This is a genomic window from Streptomonospora mangrovi, from assembly GCF_027604915.1.
Lineage (GTDB): Bacteria > Actinomycetota > Actinomycetes > Streptosporangiales > Streptosporangiaceae > Streptomonospora > Streptomonospora mangrovi.
Window position 1 is genome coordinate 26,190 of record NZ_JAJAQC010000030.1, and the last position, 18,998, is coordinate 45,187.

The window sequence follows — 18,998 nt, forward strand, 5'->3', positions numbered from 1 at the left end:
GGCGGCGGCTGACGCGGGCGGCGAGGCGGCGACGGCGCTCGGCGCCCCTCACGGCCCCGGCCCTCCGCCGCGAGGACCGGTGACCGGTGGCGGCGGCTCAGGTGGGCTCGTCCAGGCGGCCTGGGCGGTGTTCGGGGCGGTCGCCGCGCTCCAGCGCCTCGGCGAGTTCGTCGCCGACCATGTGCTCCTCGCTGATCTCGCCCCGGCTGTAGGCCACGCGGCCGATCGTCTGGGCCAGCACCGGGACCGTGAGCATCTGGAACAGCGCCGCCAGCGCCAGCAGGGCCGCCACCCGCACGTCGGGCAACTGGCAGGCCGCGCCGACGAGGATCAGGATCAGGGCCACCGTGTCGGGCTTGGTCGCCGCGTGCACCCGGCCCAGCAGGGTCGGGAAGCGCACCAGGCCCACGGTGCCCACGAACGCGAACAGCGCGCCCAGCGGCAGCGTGACGGCGGTGACGACGTCAGCCGCGGTCATGGGCCCTCCTCTCGGCGAAGCGGGCGGCCGTCAGCGAGCCGACGAACCCCAGCAGCGCGAACGTGATCACCAGCCCGATGTAGGCGGAGTCGCCGCGCACCGCCACCTCCACCGCGACGAAGCTGATCAGCAGCACCGAGGTGGCGTTCAGGCACAGAATCCGGTCCATCACCGACGGCCCCCGCACCAGCCGGTAGAGCGTCAGCAGCACGGCCATGCCCAGCAGCACGAAGGTGACCGTGTACACGTGGTCCAGGACGTTCACCGCGGGTCCTCCTTGTCGTCGGCCTCGGCGGCCCCGGGGAGCGCCTCGGCCGCGCCGCGCGCCTCCCGTTCGGCCTCGCGCCGCTCCTCGCGCTCGAACTCCTCGATGTCGGCGGCCGTGCCGAACGCCCACACGAACAGCTTCTCGGTGCGGCGCACCTGGCGGCGCAACTGCCGCACCGAGCGCTCCGACTCGATCGGGGTGCCGTGCACGTAGAGCACGCCCTCCTCGCGGTTCAGCTCGATCACCAGGCTGCCGGTGATCAGCGAGAGCCCGCCGGTGACCATCGCCAGCAGCAGGTCGGAGTCGGTGCGCATGGGCACCTCCACGATCACGCCGCGCATCCGCTCGGGCCGCCACAGCGCGTGCACCGACACCTGCACGCTGGAGGCGAACATGTCCCACACGATGTGGCCGACCAGCAGCAGCACGTGCAGCGGCCGGAACCGCAACCCCACCGGCAGGTGCGGCAGCTTCGCGGCGGCGTAGCCGGCCGTGGCCACGCCCGCCCCGGCCACCACCGTGCCCGGGCTGGGGTCGCCCCACAGAATGACCCACATCAGCGTCAGCCACGCGATGGTCGGCAGCCGGCCCAGCATCCGCTGGAGCGGCGTGCGCCGCCGCCCGGCCTCGGCCCCGGCGGCACCGGAGCCCGCGGTCGCCTCGTCCACGGCGCGCTCACCCCCCTCGTCCGCGCTCACCGGGTGTCACTCCCCAGCACCGCCTCGATGTAGGCCGACCCGTTCATCAGGCCGTGGGCGGCGGTGAAGGCGACCTCCGACAGCGGCCCCGCGCAGACCGCGATGGCCACGCCGAAGACGACCATCACCCCGGTCATCACCGCCATGAACTTCAGCCCGCCCAGGTGCGACCCGCGCTTGAGCCGCTCGCGCGCCTCGACCATGTCGGGCATCGGCGTGCCCCAGAACCCGCGCGCCCAGACCCGGAAGATCGCCATCAGGGTGAGCAGGCTGGTGACCACGCCGGCCGCCAGCGCGGTGTAGACCAGCCACCCGCCGGTTCCCACGCCCGCCTGGAACAGCGCGACCTTGGCGACGAACCCCGACAGCGGCGGGATGCCCGCCAGGCTCATCGCGGGCAGGAAGAAGTACAGGGCCAGCACCGGCGACACCGTGGTCAGCCCGCGCATCGAGCGCAGCGAACTGTGCCCCACGTACTGCCGGATCAGCCCGTTGACCAGGAACAGGTTGGCCTGCACCACGATGTGGTGGACCAGGTAGATCACCACCCCGGCCAGCGCGGCCACCGAGTTGACGCCCAGCCCGAAGATCATGAACCCGATGTGGCTGACCAGCGCGAACGACATCAGCCGGTTGATGTCGTCCTGCACCAGCGCGCCGAAGATGCCCACGAGCATGGTCGCGATGGCCACGCACAGCAGCACCGTGGAGATGTCGTCGCGGCCGAACAGCAGGGTCTGGCTGCGGATGATGGCGTAGACCGCCACCTTGGTCAGCAGCGCCGCGAAGATGGCCGAGATGCGGGTGATGGCCACCGGGTAGCTGTCGGGCAGCCAGAAGTGCATCGGCACGATCGCCGACTTGATCCCGAACACCACCAGGAACAGCAGCGCCAGCACCATGCGCAGCTCGGCGGGCGCCGAGCCCAGCTTCACCGCGATGTCGGCGAGGTTCACCGTTCCGGTCAGCCCGTAGACCAGCGCGATGCCGGTCAGGAACAGGATCGAGGAAGTCAGGCTCACCACCGTGTAGATCATGCTGGCGCGCACCCGCGCCCGGGTGGGCGCCTGGGTGATCAGCGCGTAGCTGGCGGTCAGCATGATCTCGAAGCCGACGAACAGGTTGAACAGGTCGCCGGCGAGGAAGCTCAGGCACACCCCGGCGGTCAGCACCAGGTAGATGGGGTGGAACACCTGCGGCATGGCGCGGCTGAGCCCGCCGATGTCCTGGCCGATGGCGTAGAGCTGCACCACCAGCAGCACCACCGAGGACACCGCCAGCAGCAGCGCGGCCAGCGGGTCGGCGACGATGGTGATGCCCAGCGGCGCCTCCCAGTCGCCGGCCTGGCTGGTCAGCACGGTGCCGTCGGCGGTGGCCGCCAGCAGCAGCGCGGTGTCGGCGACCACCACGGCCAGCGTGGCCACGGCCACCCCGGCCTGGACGCGCCGGTGCCTGCGCAGCAGCAGGGCCAGCGCCGCACCCAGCAGCGGCACCACGAACGGGATGGCCAGCAGCGCGTTCACGCGGAGTCCTCCGGCTCCGCCAGCCGCCCGATCCGGCGGTCCTCCAGGTCGGCGGGCACCTCGTCGTTCTCATCGCCCAGCCACACCCGGTAGGCCAGCGCCAGCAGGAACGTCGTCACGCCGAAGGTGATGACGATGGCGGTCAGCGCCATGGCCTGGGGCAGCGGGTCCGACAGCGGCCCCTCGTGCTCGGTCAGCAGCGGCGGCAGGGTGATGGCGCGGTCGGTGAGCATCAGCGACACGTTGGCGGCGTGGCCCAGCACCAGGATGCCGAACACCACGCGCATCAGCGAGCGCTGGAGCAGCAGGTAGAAGCCGCTGGAGTAGAGCACGGCCGCGACCACGACCAGGGTGAATCCGGGGGCGCTCACGCGGCACCGCCCTCCTCCGGTCCCCAGGCGCCGCCGCGTTCGCGGGCCTCGTACTCCTCGGCTTCCATCCGCGCGCCCAACGCGGCCACGACGGACAGCACCAGACCGACGACGATGAGGAACACCCCCGATTCGAAGAGCAGGTAGCTGGCGAACTTGACCTTCCCGAACAGCGGCAGGACCGCCGTGTAGCTGACGACCTCCAGGACCGGGCGGCCGAACAGCAGCGGGGCGCTCGCGGTGCCCCCGGCCAGCAGCAGGCCCAGCGCCAGCAGCCGGTTGGGCTGCATGGGGATGCCCGCCGCCAGCTCGTGGCGGCCCCCGGCGATGTAGCGCAGCACGTAGGCCATGCTGGCGACCAGGCCGCCGGCGAACCCGCCGCCGGGCCGGTCGTGCCCCGAGACCAGCAGGAACACCGAGAAGGTGAGGATGGCCGGGGTGAGCAGCCGGGTGGCGACCTCCAGCAGCACCGAGCGCGGGCCGAACGCCGGGCGCACGGCGGTGCTCAGCCACCGCTCGCGCGGGGCCTCCCAGTCCTCGGGCGGGCCGCCCGGGCGGTCGGCGCGCCCGGCGGGCACGGGGTAGGCGGACTCAAGGTCGGCCATCGTCGCTCCCCTCGTGGTCGTCGGGGTCTGCCGGGGTTTCGCGGGGGTCGGGAGGCGGGTCGGCGGAGTCCGCGGGGGTGTCGCCGGGGTCGGGCGGCGCGGGACCGGGGTCGGCGGCGTCACCGGGCGCGTCGGCGGGGCGCGGCCGGGGGCCGCCCGCCGGTCCGCCCTCCGCCGGTTCACCGCCCCCCGGTCCGCCGCCCACGGCTTCGGCCCTGGACTCGCCGCCGGCGCCCTCCGGACCGGCGGCCGTGCCGCGCACGGTCATCTCGGCCTCGCCGGCCTCGGCGCCGGCGCCGCGCGCGGGCGCCTGCCCCTGGCCCAGCGCGGGCTCGGCGGCGGCGTGGGCGGCCACGGAGTCGGCGTGCTCCTCGGCGGCGGCCGACAGCCGGGCCTCCTCCTCGGCCTCGACGGCGACCTCGGCGGCGGGCTCGTCCACGACGCGGTTGCGCCGGTTGAGCAGCACCAGCGAGGCCACGGCGACGGCGGCCGTGGCCAGCACCACGATCTCGCCGAGGGTGTCCAGCGCCCGGAAGTCGGCCAGGATGATGTTGACGAGGTTGTCGCCGCCGGCCTCGTCGGCCCGCTCGGTGTAGCCCTGGGAGATCGGCGCGTCGGTGCGCGCGGCGGTCATCAGCCACAGCGCCAGGGCGATGAACGTCCCGGCGGCGGCGCACAGCAGCACGGTCAGCCGCTTGGCCCACCCGTTGGGCCGGACGCTGAAGGTGGTGGGCAGCCGGCGCAGGACGAACACCAGGATGATCGTGGTGAGGGTCTCGACCAGCACCAGGGTGAGGGCGAGGTCGGGGGCGCCGTGCAGCACGAACAGCCCGGCGATCCCGAACCCGAGCACGCTGAGCAGGATCAGCGCGGGGAACCGCCGGTGCTCGCGCACGGTGGCGATCGTGGTCACCACGACCACCGCCGCCACCAGCAGCTCCAGCGGGCTGTCCCACAGCCGGAACGCGCCCTGCACCCCCGGCACGGCGATCTCGCCGGTGATCAGCCCGGCCGCCAGGCGCGCGCCGGGCAGCAGGAGCATGGTGGCCAGGATGATGCCGAGGTAGACCGGCAGCGACCCGCTCTGGGTGCGCCGGGTGACGCTCAGCGCCACGCTGTAGACGCCGTGCACGAACAGGTGGTAGCCGTACTCGGCGTCGGGCCAGCGCGGCATCCGGTTCTGGAGCCGGCTCACCGCCCGGCGCCGCACGAACATCAGCGCGCCGGCGGCGATCACCAGGCCGGTCAGCAGCAGCGGCAGGGTGATCCCGTGCCACAGCGACAGGTGGTAGGCGTGGTGGCCGGCGGGCAGGTCGTGGGCGTAGCCCTGGGCGAGGGGGTCGGCCAGGGCGGGGGCGAGGCCCAGGCCGAGGCTGACCGCCGTCAGCGCCACCGGTGCGGCGACGAACGCCGCCGAGGGCCGCCGGAAGCCGCGTTCGGAGACGGTCGACTTGTCGGCGAAGGCGCCCCAGACGAACCGGGCGCTGTAGGCGAAGGTGAGGATCGAGCCCAGCACCAGGCCGGTGAGCATGACGGCCGAGCCCTCGGGGCCGGGGGCCGGCGCCGCGCCGGGCACGAACGCCTCCAGCGCGGCCTCCTTGCCGACGAACCCGACCAGCGGCGGCAGCCCGGCCATGGACGCCGCCGCCAGGGTGGCGGCCACGGCGAGCACGGGCATGCGCCGGCCCAGCCCGGTCAGCCGGCTGATGCTGCGGGTGCCGGTCTGGTGGTCGATGATGCCCACGGTCAGGAACAGCGCGGACTTGAAGAACCCGTGGGCCAGCAGCATGGCGATCATGGCCACGCCGGCGACCTGGGTGCCGGCGCCGCCCAGCAGCACGAGGAATCCCAGTTGGCTGACGGTGCCGTAGGCCAGCAGCAGCTTGAGGTCGTCCTGGCGCAGCGCGCGCCAGCCGCCCACCAGCATGGTGGCCAGGCCGAAGCCCAGCACCAGCCACCGCCACAGGTCGGCGTCGGCGAACCCGGGCGCCAGCCGGGCCACCAGGTAGACCCCGCCCTTGACCATGGCCGCCGCGTGCAGGTAGGCGCTGACGGGCGTGGGCGCCACCATCGCGCCGGGCAGCCAGAAGTGCAGCGGCACCTGCGCGGACTTGCCGAACGCACCGGCCAGCACCAGCACCAGGGCCACGGTCAGCCACGGGCCGCCGTCGGGCGGGTCGGCCACCAGCCCGGAGATGCTGTAGTCGCCGGCGGCGTGGCCCAGCATCACGAACCCGATGAGCATCAGCAGGCCGGTGCCGGCGGTGGTGACCAGCGCCTGGGTGGCGGCGCGGCGCGCCTGCTCCTTGCGGTCGTCGTGGCCCACCAGCAGGAAGGAGGTGACCGAGGTCAGCTCCCAGAACACATACAGCGCGAAGAGGTTGTCGGTGGTGACCACGCCGAGCATGGCGCCGGAGAACAGCACCAGCACGGCGGCCAGGCGGCCCAGCCCGCGCTCGCCGTGGTGGAAGTAGGCGGCGCAGTAGCAGAAGATGACCGCGCCGATACCGCTGACCAGCACGATCATGGCCAGCGACAGCGCGTCCACGCGGAAGTTCAGCCCGATCCCCAGCGCGGGCGCCCAGGCGACCTCGGCGGTGGCGGCACGGCCGGCCACGATGGCGGGGGCCTGGGCCAGCGCCCACACCGCCGACACCGCCGGCGGTACCCCGGCGAGCAGGAAGGCGCGGGGGCCGAGGCGGCGGACCAGCGGCGGCAGCGGCACGGCGACCACGGCGTGCAGCGCGAGGATGGCGGGCAGCAGCATAGGCACGTCGATCATCATCGGGAGCACGGACGCGCACCTGCCGCCGGGCGGCGGCGCGGTGCCGGTGCGGCGGGCAGGACGGAGGAGGTCGGCGGGGCGGGAGGGGGTGCCTTCAAGGGTAGCGGCGCGCACGGCCGCCGCCTTGACTCCGCCGCGATCGGGTGTACCATTCGCCGCCTTTCGTTGGCCTGATCCGCCCCGCACGCTCCGTGACATCCGGCCGCGACCAGCGCAGACACCGAAACCGGCCGCGCGGTTTCGGAGGACATTCCCGGTATCAGCGTGTTTGTTCTCACGCGGGAGGCAGAGGCGGCACCGGACCCATCCCCACCGATGTCACGGAACGTGAGCATCGTCGCGGCCCGTCCGGCACCGGGGTATCCGGGTCCACCCAAATTACCGGCATTTTGACGAAATCCTAACGCGCCGCGACGTGCCCGCCTCGACCGCCTGGTTCGCGATGGTCACCCGGTGGGGACAGAATTACCGGCATGGCCCGTACAACCTCTCCACCACCTCCCGAGGACCTCGCCGAGAAGATCATCGACATCGACGTCTCCGAGGAAATGCGCGGCAGCTTCCTGGAGTACGCCTACTCGGTGATCTACCAGCGCGCGCTCCCCGACGCGCGCGACGGCCTCAAGCCGGTCCAGCGGCGCATCCTCTACCAGATGAACGAGATGGGCCTGCGGCCCGACCGCGCCCACGTCAAGTGCGCCCGCGTGGTGGGCGAGGTCATGGGCAAGCTGCACCCCCACGGCGACTCCCCCATCTACGACGCCATGGTCCGGCTCAGCCAGCCCTTCGCCATGCGCGTGCCGCTGGTCGACGGCCACGGCAACTTCGGCTCGCTGGGCGGCGACGACGCCCCGGCGGCCATGCGCTACACCGAGGCGCGCATGGCGCGCGCGGCCCAGTTGATGGTGGCCTCGATCGACGAGGACGTCGTGGACTTCCAGTCCAACTACGACGGCCAGGAGACCGAGCCCGAGGTCCTGCCCGCGGCGTTCCCCAACCTGCTGGTCAACGGCGCCTCCGGCATCGCCGTGGGCATGGCGACCAACATGGTGCCGCACAACCTCGGCGAGGTCATCGCCGCGGCCCGGCACCTCATCGCCCACCCCGACGCCACGCTCGCCGACCTCATGGAGTTCATCCCCGGCCCCGACCTGCCCACCGGCGGCACCATCGTGGGCCTGGACGGCGTGCGCGACGCCTACGTGAAGGGCCGCGGCACCTTCCGCACCCGCGCCACCGTCGCCATCGAGAAGGTCTCGCCGCGCCGCACCGGCCTGGTCGTCACCGAACTCCCCTACAACATCGGCCCCGAGCGCGTGGTCAGCCGCATCAAGGAGCTGGTGCAGGCCAAGCGGCTCCAGGGCATCTCCGACCTCAAGGACCTCACCGACCGCAACCAGGGCCTGCGGCTGGTCATCGAGCTGAAGAACGGCTTCAACCCCGAGGCCGTCCTTGAGGAGCTGTACCGGCTCACCCCCATGGAGGAGAGCTTCGGCATCAACAACGTCGCGCTGGTCGACGGCCAGCCGCGCACCCTGGGCCTGCGCGAGCTGCTCCAGGTGTTCGTCGACCACCGCCTGGAGGTCGTGCGGCGCCGCAGCGAGCACCGCCGCGCCAAGCGCCGCGAGCGCCTGCACCTGGTGGCCGGCCTGCTGGTGGCGCTGCTCAACATCGACGCCGTCATCGCGCTGATCCGGGAGTCCGAGGACTCCACCCAGGCGCGCGAGCGGCTGATGTCGGCTTATGAGCTGTCCGACACCCAGGCGCGCTACATCCTCGACACCCCGCTGCGCCGGCTCACCAAGTTCGACCGGCTGGAGCTGGAGAGCGAGCGCGACCAGCTCAACAAGGAGATCGAGGAGCTGACCGCGATCCTGGAGTCCGACACCAAGCTGCGCCGCCTGGTGTCCAAGGAGCTGGGCGAGGTCGCCAAGGAGTACGCCACACCGCGGCGCACCGTGCTCCAGGAGAGCACCGGCGAGACCCGCAGCGCTGCCATCCCGCTGGAGCTGGGCGACGACCCCTGCCACGTGCTGCTCAGCGCCACCGGGCTGCTGGGCCGCACTGCCGGCGACCGCCTCCCGCCGGTGTACGAGGGGCTGCGCACCCGCCACGACTCCGTGGCGGCGTCGGTGCCCACCAGCTCGCGCGCCGACATCGGGGTGATCACCGACCACGGGCGGGTCATCCGGGTGCCCGTGCTGGAGCTGCCCGAACTCCCCGCCGACCCCGGCGACGCCCCGCCCACCGCCTCGGGCCTGCCCGTGTCGGACTTCGTGGAACTCGCCGAGGACGAACGCGTGGTGTCGGTCGCCGCGCTCGACAACGACGGCCCCGGCATCGCGCTGGGTACCGCGCAGGGCGTGGTCAAGCGGGTGGCCGCCGACTCCCCGCCCAACAAGGACGACTTCGAGATCATCAACCTGCGCGAGGGCGACCGGGTCATCGGCGCCACCCAGTTGGCCACCGGCGAGGAGGACCTCGTCTTCATCACCTCCGAGGCCCAGTTGCTGCGGTTCTCCGCCGACTCCGTGCGCCCGCAGGGCCGACCCGCCGGCGGCGTGGCCGGGGTGCGGCTGCCCGAGGGCGCCAAGGCCATCTGGTTCGGCGCGGTCGCCGTGCCCGAGGACTCCGTGGTCCTCACCGTCGCCGCCGGCTCCACCGAACTGCCGGGAACCGGCGCCGGATCCGCCAAGGTCACCCCGTTCGAGGTCTACCCCGCCAAGGGGCGCGGCACCGGCGGCGTGCGCTGCCAGCGGTTCCTCAAGGGCGAGGACAGCCTGGTGCTGGCCTGGGTGGGCCGGGCGCCCGCCCGCGCGGCCAAGGCCGACGGCGGCCCGATCCGGCTGCCCGACCTCGACCAGCGGCGCGACGGCTCCGGCGAGCCGCTGCCCCGCGCCATTGCCACCATCGGCACCGGCCGCCACGACATCCACGTCGCCGCGTCCGGACCCACCGGCTGAGCCGGTGCCGCCGGTCCGCCGCGCGGACCGGCGGCACCCGCCGCACAGGCCGTACGGGCCGTACGGGCCGGGCCGGGCCGGGCCGGGGCGGGGTGCCGGGGCCGGGCGCCGCACCGCGCCTTGCCCCGGTGCCCCGCCCCGCCGCCGGCACCGCACCCGGGTCCCAAACCCGTAACCGCACCCGAAACCAACACCGACACCGACCCCAGTCGCCGAGACCTTCAGGAGCAGACCGTGACCAGCGCGTTCGACGACGTCTTCGCGGCCAACGCCGACTACGCCGCCCGCTTCCGCCACGCCGACCTCGCCCCGCGCGCTGAGCGCGGCCTGGCCGTGGTGACGTGCATGGACTCCCGCATCGACCCGCTGGCGGCCCTGGGGCTGTCGCTGGGCGACGCCAAGATCCTGCGCAACGCCGGCGGCCGGGTCACCGACAACGTGCTGGCCAACCTGGTCGTGGGCGCCTACCTGCTCAACGTCACGCGGATCCTGGTCATGCCGCACACCCGGTGCAAGATGGCGTCGGTCTCCGGCGACGCCGAGGTCCACGACCTCATCGAGCGCGAGCACGGCGTCGACACCCGCAGCCTGGACTTCGGCACCGACAGCGACCAGCTCGCCGCGCTGCGCCGCGACCTGGAGCGCATCCGCCACCACCCGCTGCTGCCGCAGGGCCTGGAGGTCGCCGGCGCCGTCTACGACGTCGAGACCGGCCGGGTCTCCCCCGCCGACCTGTAGGGCCGCGCCTCCCGCGTGTCCGCCCGCCCTTACCAGGGAATAGGGCCTTCCGCATCACCGTTGTGATGCGGGACGAAGGGAGTGCCCGTGAAGGAGACGACCTACGAGACGTTCAACCGGGCCAAGATGTACTTCGACCTGGGCGACCCCATCGAGGCCGCGCGCGTCCTGGAGCCCATCGCCGAGGCCGAGCCCGGCAGCCGGTCCATCCTCGAACTCTTGGGCCGCGCCTACTTCCACTCGGCGCAACTGAACAAGGCCGAGGACACGTTCCGCAGGATCATCGAACTCGACCCCTGCGACAGTTGGGCGCACATTGCGCTGGCCCGGTCGCTGGAGCGGCAGAGCCGCGACGACGAAGCCGCGACCTACCGCCGGATGCACGCCGCGATGTCGGGCGGCTCGCTGGACTAGGTCCGCCGGGACCCCGGCCGCACCGGCCACCGGACCCCCGCCGCCCCCGCACGGACCACACGGGCCGGCCCTCCCCCGGGAGGGCCGGCCCGTCCGCTGTGCGCGGGGCGCCCGGCCGGTAGGGTCGCGACCATGACCGCACCGGCCGACGACTCTCAGCAGCCCTGGGTGGAGCGCTGCGACCTCCGCGCCCGCGCCTGGGCCGACGACGCCGTGCGCAAGGTGGTCGCCGACGCCAACCGCTCGGCGGACACCCACCTGCACGTCTTCCCGCTCCCCGAGGAATGGGGCATCGACCTCTACCTCAAGGACGAGTCGGTGCACCCCACCGGCAGCCTCAAGCACCGCCTGGCGCGCTCGCTGTTCCTCTACGCCCTGGCCAACGGCTGGATCGACGAGCACACCACCGTCGTGGAGGCCAGTTCCGGCTCCACCGCCGTGTCCGAGGCGTACTTCGCGCGGCTGCTGGGGCTGGACTTCGTCACCGTGGTGCCGCGCAAGACCAGCCCCGAGAAGATCGCCCTCATCGAGCGCTACGGCGGCACGTGCCACTTCGTGGACGTCCCCGCCGAGATGTACACCGAGGCCGAGCGGCTGGCCGCCCGGCCCGGCTACCACTACATGGACCAGTTCACCTACGCCGAGCGGGCCACCGACTGGCGCGGCAACAACAACATCGCCGAGTCGGTGTTCGAGCAGATGGCCATGGAGCGCCACCCGGTGCCCGAGTGGATCGTGGTGGGCGCCGGCACCGGCGGCACCTCGGCCACCATCGGCCGCTACCTGCGCTACCGGCGCCACCACACCCGCCTGGCGGTGGTCGACCCGGAGAACTCCGCGTTCTTCCCCGGCTGGGCCACCGGCGCCGCCGACTACGCCACCGGGATGCCCTCGCGGATCGAGGGCATCGGCCGGCCGCGCATGGAGCCCAGCTTCGTGCCCTCGGTGATCGACCTGATGATCCCGGTGCCCGACGCCGCCAGCATCGCGGCCATGCGCCACCTCGACACGGTGACCGGCCTGTGCGCGGGCGGCTCCACCGGCACGAACCTGTGGGGCGTGTGGCACCTGATCGCGCGGATGCTGCGCGAGGGGCGGCGCGGCAGCGTCGTCACGCTGATCTGCGACGGCGGCGAGCGCTACCGGCACAGCTACTACGACGACGCGTGGGTGGCCGCCCGGGGCCTGGACCCCGAGCCCTACACCGCCGCGATCCAGCGCTTCCTGGCCACGGGCGAGTGGTCGCCGCCGATCGAGCCCCGGGGCTGAGCCGACCGGTCTCAGCAAGCAGACGGCCCCGGCCGCGCCGCCCGAAGGGCGGGCGCGACCGGGGCCGAGGCCGGATCAGGGGCGGCGGGCCGGGCGCCCGCCCCTCCCGGATCAGGTGTCGATGCGGGCGAGGTCGAGTTCGCGGGCGCCCTGGGCGATGAACTCCCGGCGCGGCGCGACCTCGTTGCCCATGAGGAGGTCGAAGACCTTCGCGGCCTCCTCGGCGTGCTCCACCCGGATGCGGCGCAGGGTGCGGTGGCGGGGGTCCATGGTGGTCTCGGCGAGCTGGTCGGCGTCCATCTCACCCAGGCCCTTGTACCGCTGCACCGGCTCCTTCCAGCTCATGCCCTTCTTCTCCAGCTCCAGCAGCTTGCGGTGGAGTTCGGCGTCGGAGTAGGTGTAGACGTAGCGGTCCTCGGGCTTGGCCCCGCGCTTCCTGCGGATGTTGGTCAGCTCGATGCGGTGCAGCGGCGGCACCGCCGCGAACACCCGGCCGGCCTCCAGCATCGGGCGCATGTAGCGGTAGAAGAGGGTCAGCAGCAGGCAGCGGATGTGCGCGCCGTCGACGTCGGCGTCGGCCATCAGGATGACCCGGCCGTAGCGGGCGGCGTCGAGGTCGAAGGTGCGGCCCGAGCCGGCGCCGATGACCTGGAGGATCGCCGCGCACTCGGCGTTCTTCAGCATGTCCGACAGCGAGGACTTCTGGACGTTGAGGATCTTGCCGCGGATCGGCAGCAGCGCCTGGAACTCGGAGTCGCGGGCGAGCTTGGCGGTGCCCAGGGCGGAGTCGCCCTCGACGATGAACAGCTCGCTGCGCTCCAGCCCCTCGCTGCGGCAGTCGACCAGCTTGGCCGGCAGCGCCGAGCTTTCCAGCGCGTTCTTGCGGCGCTGGGTCTCGCGCTGCTGGCGCGCGGCGATGCGCGCCTTGGCGGCGTTGGCGATCTTCTCCAGCACCGCGCGGGCCTGCTGCTTCTCGGTGCGCTTGGTGGAGGTGAGGAACGTGCGCAGCTCCTTGCCCACCACCTGGGAGACGATGCGGGAGGCCGCCGAGGTGCCCAGGATCTCCTTGGTCTGGCCCTCGAACTGCGGCTCCGGCAGGCGCACGGTGACCACCGCCGTGAGCCCTTCGAGGACGTCCTCCTTGGTCACGGGGTCGTCGCTGGCCTTGAGGAGCTTGGTGGAGCGCAGTTGGTCGTTGACCACGCGCACCAGCGCCCGCTCGAACCCGGCCATGTGGGTGCCGCCCTTGGGGGTGGCGATGACGTTGACGAAGGAGCGCGCGGTGGTCTCGTAGCCGGTGCCCCAGCGCAGGGCGATGTCGACGTCGAGCCGGCGGTCGACGTCGGTGGGGGTCATGTGGCCCTGGTCGTCGAGCACCGGGACGGTCTCGGTGAAGTGGCCGGTGCCCTGGATCCGCAGCACGTCGTTGACGGCCTCGTCGGGCGCCAGGAAGGCGCAGAACTCCCCGATGCCGCCGTCGAAGCGGAACTCCTCCTCGAATGCCGGGGCCTCGGGGTCGCGCTCGTCGCGCACGGCGATGGTCAGCCCGGGGATGAGGAACGCGGTCTGGCGCGCGCGGTCGAGCAGGGAGTCGCGCGTGATGTCGGCGTCCTTGAGGAAGATCTGGCGGTCCGCCCAGAAGCGGATGCGGGTGCCGGTGACCTTCTTGGCGACGCGGCGGACCTCCTCCAGGCCGCTGGCCGGGGTGAAGTCGGCGTCGGGGCCGGGCTCGGCGAACCGGCCGGGGATGCCCCGGCGGAAGCTCATGGCGTGGGTGTGGCCCTTGAGGTCGACCTCGACGTCCAGGCGCGCCGACAGGGCGTTCACCACCGAGGCGCCCACGCCGTGCAGGCCGCCGGAGGCGGTGTAGGCGCCGCCGCCGAACTTGCCGCCGGCGTGCAGCTTGGTCATGACCAGCTCCACGCCCGACAGGCCGGACTTGGGTTCGATGTCGACGGGGATGCCGCGCCCGTTGTCGCGGACCTCGACGGAGCCGTCGCGGTGCAGCACGACGTCGATGCGCGTGCAGAAGCCGCCGAGGGCCTCGTCGACGGAGTTGTCGATGATCTCCCACATGCAGTGGGTCAGTCCGCGGCTGTCCGTGGACCCGATGTACATACCGGGACGCTTGCGGACCGCCTCAAGTCCTTCCAGGACCGAAAGATGCCGCGCGGAGTATTCCTCGGGCTCATCGACGGCTGCGGTAAGGGCGGTCACGTGTGAATCTCCTGCAAGGACAGGTCGGCGCGCCCGGGTGCGGGCGGACGCTGGACGCGGGCGGACAGCGGACGGGGGGCGGCGGGTCGTCGGGCAGACGCGTGCCGCCAGCATGACGCATCGGTGTGACAGGAACGCGGCGCCGCCCGGCACGCCGGGTGCGTGCCTGGTGGCCTGCGCCGATGGGCCCGGGGCCGCCCCGGGCGGCGCGCGCGACACGAGCGCGTTTCCGCCGCCGGAGAGTGGTCGCAGCCCCGTGGGCTGCGGTTCACCCGACCGCGGCGGGACGGTCGCCTGATCATCACGTCCACACCACGCGCGAGGTTACCACCTCAAATCCGGCCCACCCCGCTCCCGCGCCGCTTGGGAACCCCGCCGCCACCGGCGGATCCGGCCGCGAAGGGGGCCGGGCGGGGCAGGGGCGGGGGTCCGCCGGAGGCCCATCGCGGACCCATCGCCGCCCCATCGGAGTCCGACCGAAAGTCCATTGGGTTCCGACCGGGTGGTGACAAGGAGTGAACAGGGGTGGCATCCGTCACTCGATTGCCCCGAAACGCCCCAGAAAACCCCCTGGAGAAGGGCGATTCCGCTGTCGGCGTACAGAAGGGCTGGTTGGGAAGCTCTCCGTCCGGTTAGATGTTGTGCTGAGTGACTAGCGCCGAGTATTGAGGAAGGCGAAGTGACTGGAACCCTTGCCCCCACCCAGCCGCTGACGGCTGCTGACCGTTGCGACCGTTGTGGTGCGCAGGCGTACGTCCGAGTGGTTCTCAACTCCGGTGGCGAACTGCTGTTCTGCGCGCATCACATGCGTAAGCATGACGACTCCATCCGCAAGATCGCCTCGGAGATCCAGGACGAAACCAGCCGGCTGCAAAAGGAACCGGCCACGTCCGCCGACGAGTAGCGTTAGTTCATCCCGCCACAGGCGTCACGGCGGCGGCCCCCGACCGGGGGCCGCCGCCGTTTTTGTCGCCCGCACGGCGGGGAGCGCCCAGGCGGCGTGAGGAGCGTGCGGAGAGCGGGGAACCTCGGCCTTCCGCACTGCCCGGGTCGCTGAGGGCGCCCGCGTCCCCGCTTCTGGCGCCCTATCCTGTACGGCGGGCGGAACCGGCCCGGACGCTGGGACTACTCCGCCGCGTGTCCGTGCCGACACCGCTGCCGCCGACGCGTTCCCCCACGCCGGGTGGCCAAGACTCCGAGGCTGGGAGACGACCCGCATGCTCATCCTGCTGCCGCCCTCCGAAGGCAAGGCCGCCGACGGCGACGGCGCGCCCGTGGACGTGGGCGCGCTCGCGCTGCCGGAGGTCGCCGAGGCGCGCGAGGCGGTCATGGCGGAACTGGTCGGGTTGTGCCGGGGCCCCCGGGAGCGGGCGCGCGAGGTGCTGGGGCTGTCGGCCGCCCAGGTCGACGAAGCCCTTGCGCGCAACTCCGCGCTGGCCACCGCGTCCACGCTGCGGGCCGCCGACCTCTACACCGGCGTCCTCTACGACCGCCTGCGGCTGCCCGGCCTCCTTGCCGCCGATCCCGCCACCGCCCGGCGCACCGCCGACTCCGTGCTGGTCTTCTCGGGCCTGTGGGGCGTGGTGGGGCCGCTGGACCGGGTGCCCCCCTACCGGTTGTCGATGGGCGTGCGCCTGCCGGGCCTGGGCGCCCTGGGCGCCTTCTGGCGGGCACGGCTGAGCGACCTGCTGGTCAAGCGCGCCGAGGGGCGGCTGGTGCTCGACTGCCGCTCCTCCACCTACGCCGCCGCCTGGCGCCCGGTCGGCGAGACCGCCGAGCGGACCGCGGCCGTGCGGGTGCTGCGCGAAACCGTGTCGGAGGGCCGGGTGCGGCGCGGCGTGGTCAGCCACATGGCCAAGGCGACGCGCGGCGCGGTGGCGCACGGCCTGCTGGCCGCCGGCGCGGTGCCCGCCACCCCCGAGGAGGCGGCCGACGCGGTCGCCGCCCTCGGATACCGGACCGAACTCGTGCGCCCGGACCGGCCCGGCCGCCCGTGGACCCTGGACGTGGTCGAGCGCGACTGAGCCGCGCTGCTCCCCCGCTCCCTATACACGCCCGGCGGAGTGCCCGCGCACACTGCCGCGGCCGGCGGCCCGAAACCTGGACAAAGCCCCCGATTCCCCGCGCCTTCCCGGCCTCTCCCCCGCCCGGTGAAGCGGTTCGACTGACCGGCGGGCGGCGCATAAACACCGGCTGACCCGGGAAAACGCGCGTGCTGATAACGAACGGGTCTCAGTCCTTTATCTCCGCCATACACCGCGCTCGGCAGTATTGTCCGTGTCGGATGAGGAAGACGTACGGAGCGTCCTTGTCCGCCGCGGTACTTCGCGGGCGTCGCCACACCCGCCGTCGCCGCGGCGGGTCCTGGACGCGGACGCGCGACCGGGCCGGTCCCCTTTGGTCAGGAAGGGCCGGCCCGGGCACTCACATCAGTCTCAGATCAGTTCGGACAGCTTCAGCTCAGACTCAAGCGGTCAGGCCGCCGCCCGGCGCGTGGCAGAGGGCGGCGGTCCGGCGACAGGTACGGCACACACGGCACCGGGACCATGCGGCAGTGCGCACCCCACCCCGCCGGGTGTCGGCGATGGCAGGGCCGACACCGTGGCGGTGCTCCGGCGCGCGGAGTCCGTGTGCGGACCGAGCGGCGAGTCCCCGCTCAGTCGGCACCTCGGTGTGAACGGTACGGACGGGGATCAGTCGAGGTAGTCGCGGAGCACCTGCGACCGCGACGGATGGCGCAGCTTCGACATGGTCTTGCTCTCGATCTGCCGGATGCGCTCGCGCGTCACGCCGTAGACCTTGCCGATCTCGTCCAGGGTCTTGGGCTGGCCGTCGGTCAGCCCGAACCGCATCGAGACCACACCGGCCTCGCGCTCGGAGAGGGTGTCCAGCACCGAGTGCAACTGCTCCTGGAGGAGCGTGAAGCTGACCGCCTCGCCCGGCTGGATCGCCTCGGAGTCCTCGATGAGGTCGCCGAACTCGCTGTCGCCGTCCTCGCCGAGCGGGGTGTGCAGGGAGATCGGCTCGCGGCCGTACTTCTGCACCTCCACGACCTTCTCCGGGGTCATGTCGAGTTCGCGGGCCAGCTCCTCTGGGGTGGGCTCGCGGCCCAGGTCCTGGAGCATCTGCCGCTGCACGCGGGCCAGCTTGTTGATGACCTCGACCATGTGCACCGGTATGCGGATGGTGCGCGCCTGGTCGGCCATGGCGCGGGTGATCGCCTGGCGGATCCACCACGTGGCGTAGGTCGAGAACTTGAAGCCCTTGGTGTAGTCGAACTTCTCGACCGCGCGGATGAGGCCGAGGTTGCCCTCCTGGATGAGGTCCAGGAACAGCATGCCGCGGCCGGTGTAGCGCTTGGCCAGCGAGACGACCAGCCGGAGGTTGGCCTCCAGCAGGTGCTTCTTGGCGCGGGCGCCGTCCTCGGCGATCCACTCCAGCTCGTCGCGGAACTCCTGGGTGAGGGAGTCTCCCTCGTCGGCGAGCTTCTCCTCGGCGAACAGGCCGGCCTCGATGCGCTTGGCCAGCTCGACCTCCTGCTCGGCGTTGAGGAGGGCGACGTTGCCGATCTGCTTCAGGTAGTCCTTGACCGGGTCGGCGGTGGCGCCGGCGGCGACCACCTGCGGGGTCGGGGCGTCGTCGTCATCGTCGTAGAGGACGAACGCCTCGTCCTCGGAGGTGTTGGCGGCGGCCTTCTCGGGGATGCCGGCCGACTCGGGTTTGACCCCGGAACCGGCCACGGGCCCCTCGGGCGCCCCGGACTTGTCGTCGGGGTCCTCGACCAGCTCCAGCTCGACGCCGGTGTCCTCGAAGTCGTCGGCGGCCTCGAGGTCGAGGTCGTCGTCGGTGACGTCCAGGACGACGTCGTCCTCGTCGTCGACCTTGTCGGGGTCGCCCGGACCGGCCGGGGCGACGGCGGTGGGGCCGGTGGCCGCGGTGTCCTTGGCCTTGCCGGCGGTCTTGGTCTTCTTGGCGGCCGCGCCGGCCTTGGCCGTGGTGCTCTTGGCCGCGGACTTGCGGGCCGGCTTCTTGGCGGGTTCGGTCGCGGCCGTGTCGTCGCCCGAAGCCTCCGGCGCCGACGCCGCGGCGCCGCGCTTCTTGGCCGCGGGGGCGGTGGCGGCGGAGTCGACGACCGCGGTGACGGTGTCGGTCTGCTCCTGGGCGGCCGCCGCGCGCTTGGTCTTGGCGACGACCGGCTTCTTGGCGGGGGCCGGCTTGCGGCGCGCGGACTTGCGCCGCGACGGCGCGGAGTCCTCGGCGCCCACGACCAGGGTCACGCCCTCTTTGGTCAGGCTGCGCAGCACGGCCTGTGCCTGCGACATCGGGATGTCAGCCTCTTCAAAGGCACGGCGAACGTCCTCGGGCTCAAGGTACCCCTGGGACCGCCCACGCTCGATCAACTGCTGGATGACGGGCTCGTGCAGCGAGTCCGGCTGCTTAGAGCGGGTCGAACTGGCAGGTGACACAAACACCTCTCGAACGGACGTGTGGCGAGATTGCTGGACCCGGCGGCCCGACGAGCCGTGCGGGGAGAGTGGCGCTCTCTCCTGGCTCGTGCCCGGGACATCCCCGCCTGGACGACGGGGAACCTCCGACTTCTTTTCAGCGTATGCGCCCTCTCTAGCGGTTGGGCACATCCGCCCAGTAGGATTTTTTCCGCGGTGCGCGG

At 72.6% G+C, this 18,998-nt stretch carries 15 protein-coding genes; 6 read left to right on the top strand and 9 right to left on the bottom strand.

Going from position 1 to position 18,998, the window contains the following annotated elements:
• Window positions 1–97: 97 nt before the first annotated feature.
• From mnhG to mbhE, 7 genes are read right to left on the bottom strand one after another with little or no spacing between them, the layout of a single operon-like run.
• Window positions 98–478 carry a monovalent cation/H(+) antiporter subunit G gene (gene mnhG / locus LG943_RS17445; RefSeq protein ID WP_270073361.1) on the bottom strand — a complete coding sequence of 127 codons (381 nt, stop codon included), beginning with the start codon at window positions 476–478 and terminating at the stop codon, window positions 98–100.
• Window positions 465–743, bottom strand: a complete 279-nt coding sequence (locus LG943_RS17450; RefSeq protein WP_270073362.1) for a monovalent cation/H+ antiporter complex subunit F — start codon at window positions 741–743, stop codon at window positions 465–467. Before LG943_RS17450 ends, mnhG begins: the two co-directional genes overlap by 14 nt.
• Window positions 740–1,444, bottom strand: coding sequence for a Na+/H+ antiporter subunit E (locus LG943_RS17455; protein ID WP_270073363.1), 705 nt, complete (start codon window positions 1,442–1,444; stop codon window positions 740–742). The genes LG943_RS17450 and LG943_RS17455 overlap by 4 nt, the downstream gene beginning before the upstream one ends.
• Window positions 1,441–2,967 carry a Na+/H+ antiporter subunit D gene (locus LG943_RS17460; protein ID WP_270073364.1) on the bottom strand — a complete coding sequence of 509 codons (1,527 nt, stop codon included), beginning with the start codon at window positions 2,965–2,967 and terminating at the stop codon, window positions 1,441–1,443. Before LG943_RS17460 ends, LG943_RS17455 begins: the two co-directional genes overlap by 4 nt.
• Window positions 2,964–3,338 (bottom strand): sodium:proton antiporter, encoded by a 375-nt coding sequence (locus LG943_RS17465; RefSeq protein WP_270073365.1) that lies wholly within the window; start codon window positions 3,336–3,338, stop codon window positions 2,964–2,966. The genes LG943_RS17460 and LG943_RS17465 overlap by 4 nt, the downstream gene beginning before the upstream one ends.
• Window positions 3,335–3,943: an MnhB domain-containing protein gene (locus LG943_RS17470; protein WP_270073366.1), complete on the bottom strand. Its 609-nt coding sequence runs from the start codon at window positions 3,941–3,943 to the stop codon at window positions 3,335–3,337. Before LG943_RS17470 ends, LG943_RS17465 begins: the two co-directional genes overlap by 4 nt.
• Complete coding sequence (mbhE, locus tag LG943_RS17475) at window positions 3,930–6,725, bottom strand: hydrogen gas-evolving membrane-bound hydrogenase subunit E (RefSeq protein WP_270073367.1); 2,796 nt, start codon at window positions 6,723–6,725, stop codon at window positions 3,930–3,932. Before mbhE ends, LG943_RS17470 begins: the two co-directional genes overlap by 14 nt.
• Window positions 6,726–7,201: 476 nt before the next feature.
• Between mbhE and LG943_RS17480 the strand changes: the two genes are divergently transcribed.
• The 4 genes from LG943_RS17480 to cds1 all read left to right on the top strand — a co-directional run bounded on the left by LG943_RS17480 (window position 7,202) and on the right by cds1 (window position 12,112).
• Window positions 7,202–9,691 carry a DNA gyrase/topoisomerase IV subunit A gene (locus tag LG943_RS17480; RefSeq protein ID WP_270073368.1) on the top strand — a complete coding sequence of 830 codons (2,490 nt, stop codon included), beginning with the start codon at window positions 7,202–7,204 and terminating at the stop codon, window positions 9,689–9,691.
• Window positions 9,692–9,925: 234 nt separating this feature from the next.
• On the top strand, window positions 9,926–10,429 hold the full coding sequence (locus LG943_RS17485; RefSeq protein ID WP_270073369.1) for a beta-class carbonic anhydrase: 504 nt from the start codon (window positions 9,926–9,928) through the stop codon (window positions 10,427–10,429).
• A gap of 87 nt (window positions 10,430–10,516) precedes the next feature.
• Entirely contained in the window at window positions 10,517–10,843 is a 327-nt protein-coding gene (locus LG943_RS17490; RefSeq protein WP_270073370.1) for a tetratricopeptide repeat protein, read from the top strand.
• A 132-nt stretch (window positions 10,844–10,975) separates the two neighbouring features.
• Entirely contained in the window at window positions 10,976–12,112 is a 1,137-nt protein-coding gene (gene cds1, locus LG943_RS17495) for an L-cysteine desulfhydrase Cds1 (protein WP_270073371.1), read from the top strand.
• 111 nt (window positions 12,113–12,223) lie between these two features.
• On the opposite strand, the gene LG943_RS17500 is transcribed toward cds1, so the two are convergent.
• Window positions 12,224–14,329: a DNA gyrase/topoisomerase IV subunit B gene (locus tag LG943_RS17500; protein ID WP_270073372.1), complete on the bottom strand. Its 2,106-nt coding sequence runs from the start codon at window positions 14,327–14,329 to the stop codon at window positions 12,224–12,226.
• Window positions 14,330–15,008: 679 nt separating this feature from the next.
• On the opposite strand from LG943_RS17500, the gene LG943_RS17505 reads away from it, so the two are divergent.
• On the top strand, window positions 15,009–15,233 hold the full coding sequence (locus LG943_RS17505; protein ID WP_270073373.1) for a DUF7455 domain-containing protein: 225 nt from the start codon (window positions 15,009–15,011) through the stop codon (window positions 15,231–15,233).
• 313 nt (window positions 15,234–15,546) lie between these two features.
• Window positions 15,547–16,353 carry a peroxide stress protein YaaA gene (gene yaaA, locus LG943_RS17510; protein WP_270073374.1) on the top strand — a complete coding sequence of 269 codons (807 nt, stop codon included), beginning with the start codon at window positions 15,547–15,549 and terminating at the stop codon, window positions 16,351–16,353.
• A 669-nt stretch (window positions 16,354–17,022) separates the two neighbouring features.
• On the opposite strand, the gene LG943_RS17515 is transcribed toward yaaA, so the two are convergent.
• Window positions 17,023–18,795: an RNA polymerase sigma factor gene (locus LG943_RS17515; RefSeq protein WP_333486387.1), complete on the bottom strand. Its 1,773-nt coding sequence runs from the start codon at window positions 18,793–18,795 to the stop codon at window positions 17,023–17,025.
• Between the last annotated feature and the right edge of the window lie 203 nt (window positions 18,796–18,998).

Coding starts and splice junctions, on each gene's coding strand:
- mnhG (WP_270073361.1), bottom strand. CDS start 478: ATGACCGCGGCTGACGTCGTCACCGCCGTCACGCTGCCGCTGGGCGCG.
- LG943_RS17470 (WP_270073366.1), bottom strand. CDS start 3,943: ATGGCCGACCTTGAGTCCGCCTACCCCGTGCCCGCCGGGCGCGCCGAC.
- mbhE (WP_270073367.1), bottom strand. CDS start 6,725: ATGATCGACGTGCCTATGCTGCTGCCCGCCATCCTCGCGCTGCACGCC.
- LG943_RS17480 (WP_270073368.1), top strand. CDS start 7,202: ATGGCCCGTACAACCTCTCCACCACCTCCCGAGGACCTCGCCGAGAAG.
- cds1 (WP_270073371.1), top strand. CDS start 10,976: ATGACCGCACCGGCCGACGACTCTCAGCAGCCCTGGGTGGAGCGCTGC.
- yaaA (WP_270073374.1), top strand. CDS start 15,547: ATGCTCATCCTGCTGCCGCCCTCCGAAGGCAAGGCCGCCGACGGCGAC.